Source organism: Cupriavidus sp. IK-TO18 (assembly GCF_015549295.1).
Taxonomy (GTDB): domain Bacteria; phylum Pseudomonadota; class Gammaproteobacteria; order Burkholderiales; family Burkholderiaceae; genus Cupriavidus; species Cupriavidus oxalaticus_A.
This window is the reverse complement of sequence record NZ_JADGMP010000023.1, coordinates 1-1137: the sequence shown is the minus strand read 5'-3', so window position 1 is coordinate 1137 and position 1137 is coordinate 1. Positions and strand designations below refer to the sequence as shown.

Annotated in this window: 1 protein-coding gene; it reads right to left on the bottom strand. The window is 70.3% G+C overall.

Annotated elements, in window-relative coordinates:
• The coding region (gene bktB, locus IPF36_RS17780) for a beta-ketothiolase BktB (RefSeq protein ID WP_195429347.1) at positions 1-1137 on the bottom strand (1137 nt) is incomplete at both ends.

The following is a 1137-nucleotide window of genomic DNA, read 5'->3' as shown; positions in this document are numbered from 1 at the left end:
GCGTTCGAAGATCGCGGCAATGCCCTGCCCGCCGCCGATGCACATCGTCACCAGCGCGTAGCGGCCTTGCACCCGTTGCAGCTCGTACAGCGCCTTGACCGTGATCAGCGCGCCGGTGGCGCCGATCGGGTGGCCCAGCGAGATGCCCGAGCCATTCGGGTTGACCTTGGCCGGGTCCAGGCCCAGCGCCTTGGTCACGGCGCAAGCCTGCGCGGCGAAGGCCTCGTTGGCTTCGATCACGTCCAGGTCCGACACCTGCAGGCCGGCGCGTTCCAGCGCGATCTTCGTCGCCGGCACCGGGCCGATGCCCATGGTCTTCGGATCGACGCCGGCATGGCCGTACGAGACCAGGCGCGCCAGCGGCTTCAGGCCGCGGCGCTCGGCCTCGGCGCGCTCCATCATCACCACTGCGGCGGCGGCATCGTTCAGGCCCGAGGCATTGCCGGCCGTGACGGTGCCGTTTTCCTTGGCGAACACCGGCTTGAGCTTGGTCATGTCGTCCATGGTCGCGTCATGGCGCACGTGCTCGTCGGTGTCGAACGTCACATCGCCCTTGCGGCCCTTGCTCACCACCGGGACGATCTGGTCCCTGAAATAGCCGGCCTTGATCGCGGCGGACGCGCGGCGGTGCGATTCCAGCGCGGCTTCGTCCTGCTGCGCACGCGAGATGTCGTATTCCCTGGCCACGTTCTCGGCCGTGACACCCATGTGGATGCGGTGGAACGGGTCGTGCAGCGCGCCCAGCATCATGTCGACCAGGCCGGCGTCGCCCATGCGGGCGCCCCAGCGGGCCGCGGGCGCCAGGTACGGGGCGCGGCTCATGCTTTCGGCACCGCCGCCGATGGCGACGTTGGCATCGCCCAGCAGGATGGTCTGCGCGGCGCTGACGATGGCCTGCAGGCCCGAGCCGCACAGGCGGTTCACGGTCAGCGCGGGCGCGTTGATCGAAACCCCGCCGTTGACCGCGGCAACGCGGCCCAGGTACATGTCGCGCGGCTCGGTCTGGATCACGTTGCCGAACACCACGTGGCCGACGTCGTCGCCGGATACCTGCGCGCGGGCCAGCGCCTCGCGCACCACCAGCGCGCCCAGTTCGGCCGGCGCCACGTCCTTCAGGCTGCCGCCAAAGGTCCCGAT